This is a genomic window from Phenylobacterium sp. (genome assembly GCF_036723115.1).
GTDB lineage: Bacteria > Pseudomonadota > Alphaproteobacteria > Caulobacterales > Caulobacteraceae > Phenylobacterium.
In genome coordinates this window covers 1-3942 of the sequence record NZ_DAIMHV010000201.1, presented here as the reverse complement: position 1 = coordinate 3942, position 3942 = coordinate 1, and the positions used below count along the sequence as shown (strand labels likewise).

The window sequence follows — 3942 nt, the reverse complement described above, 5'->3', positions numbered from 1 at the left end:
TACTGGTCGCCGAAGGCGTGGCGGCCGACGATGATCGGCTGGGTCCAGCCCGGCACCAGGCGCGGCACGTTCTTGCAGATGATCGGTTCGCGGAAGACGACGCCGCCCAGAATGTTGCGGATGGTGCCGTTGGGCGAACGCCACATCTTCTTGAGGCCGAATTCCTCGACCCGGGCCTCGTCGGGGGTGATGGTGGCGCACTTGACGCCCACCCCGTACTTCTTGATGGCCTCGGCGGCCTCGATGGTGACCTTGTCGTCGGTCTGATCGCGATACTCGATGCCCAGATCGTAATAGGCCAGGTCGATGTCGAGATAGGGGAAGATGAGCTTGTCCTTGATCATCTTCCAGATGATCCGGGTCATCTCGTCCCCGTCGATGTCGACGACGGGATTGGCGACTTTGATCTTGGCCATAGGCGAGGCGCGCTCCGTGGCGGAATTGAGGGGTTGAGGCCGTATACAAGGCCTGCGCCGGAGCGCAAAGCCACGACAGGGCGAAAGGTGGGTGACACAGGCCTGTCACCGCGGCGCGCTAGGTTACGCCGGTGCGCGCCGGACCTCCCCCCCTCGGCCTGATCGACCTGCCTGTCCTGCTTCTCGTGGCCCAACCCTGGGATTTTGTCTCAGCCGACGGGCGCGGGCGGCTGCGCGGGCGGGTGAGCGCCGTGCCTTCACAGGGCGATGAGTTGGCGCTGGATTTTCCGGCCCTGACGCTGATCGCGCCGACCTGGCGGCCCCTTCGGGCCCTTCCGCTGCATCCTGGCGACGAATCGGTCGCCGTTCAGTTGTGGCGCGGGGCGAGCGTCGGCCTGCGGCTCTATGCGCCGGGTCAGGGACCGCCGGCCCTGGTCGGCGCCCTTCGTCGAACGCGCTGAGGCGCGACGGGCTCAGCGGGCGGCGGCCGTCGCGGCGCGGGCGAAATCGGCGAACAGGGCTTCGGCCTGCGCCTCCGGCAAGGTGACGCCGGCGAAGAAGACCGCCACCGCATAGCGTCGCCCGTCGGCCAGGGTGATGATCCCCATGTCCCCCATGGCCGGCGTCAGGCCAAGGTCGGTCCTTGCGGTCCCGGTCTTGTGCGCCAGGCGCGCGCCGTCCGGCAGGCCCGCCGCCAGCCGGTTCGCGCCGGTGGGGGTCTCGGTCATGATGGTCAGCAGGCGCTCGGTGGAGGCGGGCGACAGCAGCTCGCCGGCCGCCAGCTTCGAGAGGAAGAGCAGGGCGTCCCGAGGGGTGGTGGTGTCGCGCGGGTCGCGCAGATAGGCCGCCGTGGCCGCCTGCCGTTGCAGGGGCGGCACGCCCATCAGGGCTTCGCGATAGGCGGCCGAGGTCTTCCAGGCCGGCCGGAACGAGCCCATGCCCGCCAGCTCGGGTTGAAGCTGGCGCTCGTAGCGGTCCACCCGCATCTCCTTGAGGCCGTGGCTGCGCAGCCAGGCCGTCACTGCGCCGGGGCCGCCCACCAGCCGCATCAGCACGTCGGCGGCGGTGTTGTCGCTGCGGCCGGTCGCCAGGACGATCAGGTCCTCGACCGTGTAGTCGCGCCGCTCCGGATAGGCCTCCCCCACAAGGCTGAAGGGGGGCGACAGGTCCTCATCCGACAGGGTCACCACCTGGTCCAGGGCGATCCGGCCGGCGTCCACCTCGGCCAGGACCACGGCGGCCAGGGGCGCCTTGAAGACGCTCTGCATGGGAAACCGATCCGAGCCGGCCACGGCCCAGAGCTCGCCGCTCTCCAGATTGAGGAAGCCCGCCCCGAAGCGGGCGGGCGCAGCAGTCGCGGCGATGCGCTCGGCCGCGGCGTCGAGAATCTGGGCGTCCATGGCCGGGGTCTCGGCCGCCGTCTGGGGCATGCCGGGCTCGCAGGCCGAGACCGTCAGGGCCAGCGCCAGGACGGCGAAGAAACGACGCATGGGCGATACTCCCGGCCCAGGCGCCCTTGCGCAACCGGACGCTTCCGACTGAAAACGCCACATGACTGCAAATCCGGCCCCCGCGCCAAGCATTATCCTGTCTTCCCCCCAGCTGGCCGAGAACATCGGCTCGGTGGCCCGCGTCATGGCCAATTTCGGCCTGGCCGACCTGCGCCTGTCCAATCCCCGGGACGGCTGGCCGCAGGATCGCGCCTGGGCCTCGGCCTCCGGCGCCAACTGGCCCCTGGACGAGGCCAAGGTGTTTCCCGACGTGGCCCAGGCCATCGGCGACCTTCAGCTGGTGCTGGCCACCACGGCGCGGCCTCGCGAACTGCAGCTGCCGGTGATCACCCCGCGGGAGGCCGCCGCCCGGCTGGCGCAGGCCGCCGCCGAAGGGATGAAGGTGGGGCTTCTGTTCGGCGGCGAGCGGGCGGGCCTGGAAACCGCCGACGTGGCGCTCTGCCAGGCGGTGGTCACCGTTCCGGTGGATCCGCGCTTCCATTCCCTGAACTTGGCCCAGGCGGTGGCCATCACCGCCTATGAGTGGCGTCTGACCCAGGCGGCCGGACCGCCCCCCCGCTTCCGGGAGGGGCCGCCGCCTGCCGACCAGGCGGCCATGATGGGCCTCTATGGCCACCTGGAGAGCGAGCTGGAGGCGGCGGGCTTCTTCCATCCGCCGGAGAAGAAGCCCTCGATGATCCAGAATCTGAGGTCGGCCCTGGGCCGCGCCCAGTTCAGCGACCAGGAGGTCCGCACCTTCCGCGGCGTGGTGACGGCGCTCTCCCGCGGCCGGGGCCGGGTGCTGGAAAAGCTGGCCCGCCAGAAGGCCGAGCGCGAAGACGTCGCCCCGCCGACGGAGACTTGACGCAGCGGCCGCCGCGCGTCTGATAAGAGAACGCTGATAACCTATAAGCCTTTGGGGGAGGGCCGGACATGGCCGGGACGGATCTGAGAGCGGCGGCCCGCGAGGCCTGGACCTATGGGCTGCCCTTGGTGGAGATCGCCACGACGCGCGCCCGGGGCCAGACCTTCGGCCAGAGCATGAACGCCTTCGCCCACATGCGGAACCTGGCCAATCACAAGGCCCGCACCGTCACCACGCCCAATAACGACACCCTCTACTCCTCGGCCCAGCTCGACCTGTCGGCGGGGCCGGTGACCCTGACCCTGCCAGCGGCGGGCGACCGCTATCTCTCCCTGCAGCTGATGGACGCCTACACCAACAGCTTCGCGGTCCTCGGCACGCGCACCACCGGTCCCAATGGGGGAACCTTCACCCTGGTGGGTCCGAACGAGGCGGCGGAGGGACCGCGGGTGGTGCGCTCGCCGACGTCTCACGTATGGGCGCTCGCCCGCATCCTGGTGGCCGGGCCAGAGGACCTGGAAGCTGCGCGCGCGGTGCAGGCCGGCGTCTCCCTTCAGGGACCGGCGGTCAGCGCCCCGCCGGCGGTGGCCCAGCGTCATGCGCCCTGGCCGGAATATTTCGCCGCCGTCTCCACCCTGATGCAGCTCAATCCGCCGCCGGCCACCGATCAGGCCATACTTGAGCGGATGGCCCCCCTGGGCCTCGGCGCGGACTTTGATCCGGCGCGCTTCTCCCCGGCCGAGATGGCCGAGATCGAGGCCGGCGTGGCCGAGGCCCGTCAGGGGGTTCGGCGCGGCGGCATCACCGGGGCGAACTTCATCGAGGGCTGGTCCTATCCCTCGTCCAAGCTCGGCGATTTCGGCCAGGACTACGCCTATCGCGCCGCCGTGGCCCTGGGCGGCCTGGCCGCCCTGCCGGTGGTGGAGGCCACCTACATGCGCGCAGAAGGCGACATGCCCCGCGCTCTTTATGACGGGACCAAGGCCTACCGCCTGCATTTCGCCGCCGACCGGCTGCCTCCGGTGCATTCCTTCTGGAGCCTCTCTCTCTATGAGGCCACCGAGGAAGGGCAGTTCTTCTTCGCCGACAACCCGCTGGACCGCTACGCCATCGGCGACCGGACCCAGGGCCTGACCTATAATGACGACGGTTCTCTCGACATCTGGATCGG

General features: G+C 70.1%; 5 protein-coding genes. 3 read left to right on the top strand and 2 right to left on the bottom strand.

Annotated elements, in window-relative coordinates:
• Positions 1-416, bottom strand: a 416-nt coding sequence (locus V7D28_RS14325) for an isocitrate/isopropylmalate family dehydrogenase (RefSeq protein ID WP_333588061.1), incomplete at its 3' end; no start/stop codon positions are given.
• 131 nt (positions 417-547) lie between these two features.
• Here V7D28_RS14325 and V7D28_RS14320 point away from each other — a divergent pair.
• Entirely contained in the window at positions 548-877 is a 330-nt protein-coding gene (locus V7D28_RS14320; protein ID WP_333588060.1) for a hypothetical protein, read from the top strand.
• 12 nt (positions 878-889) lie between these two features.
• Here V7D28_RS14320 and bla read toward each other — a convergent pair whose 3' ends face one another.
• Positions 890-1906, bottom strand: coding sequence for a class A beta-lactamase (gene bla, locus V7D28_RS14315; RefSeq protein WP_333588059.1), 1017 nt, complete (start codon positions 1904-1906; stop codon positions 890-892).
• A 61-nt stretch (positions 1907-1967) separates the two neighbouring features.
• Between bla and V7D28_RS14310 the strand changes: the two genes are divergently transcribed.
• Positions 1968-2771 (top strand): RNA methyltransferase, encoded by an 804-nt coding sequence (locus tag V7D28_RS14310; protein WP_333588058.1) that lies wholly within the window; start codon positions 1968-1970, stop codon positions 2769-2771.
• Between the two features lie 68 nt (positions 2772-2839).
• Positions 2840-3942: DUF1254 domain-containing protein (locus V7D28_RS14305; RefSeq protein ID WP_333588057.1), on the top strand; the 1103-nt coding region annotated here is incomplete at its 3' end.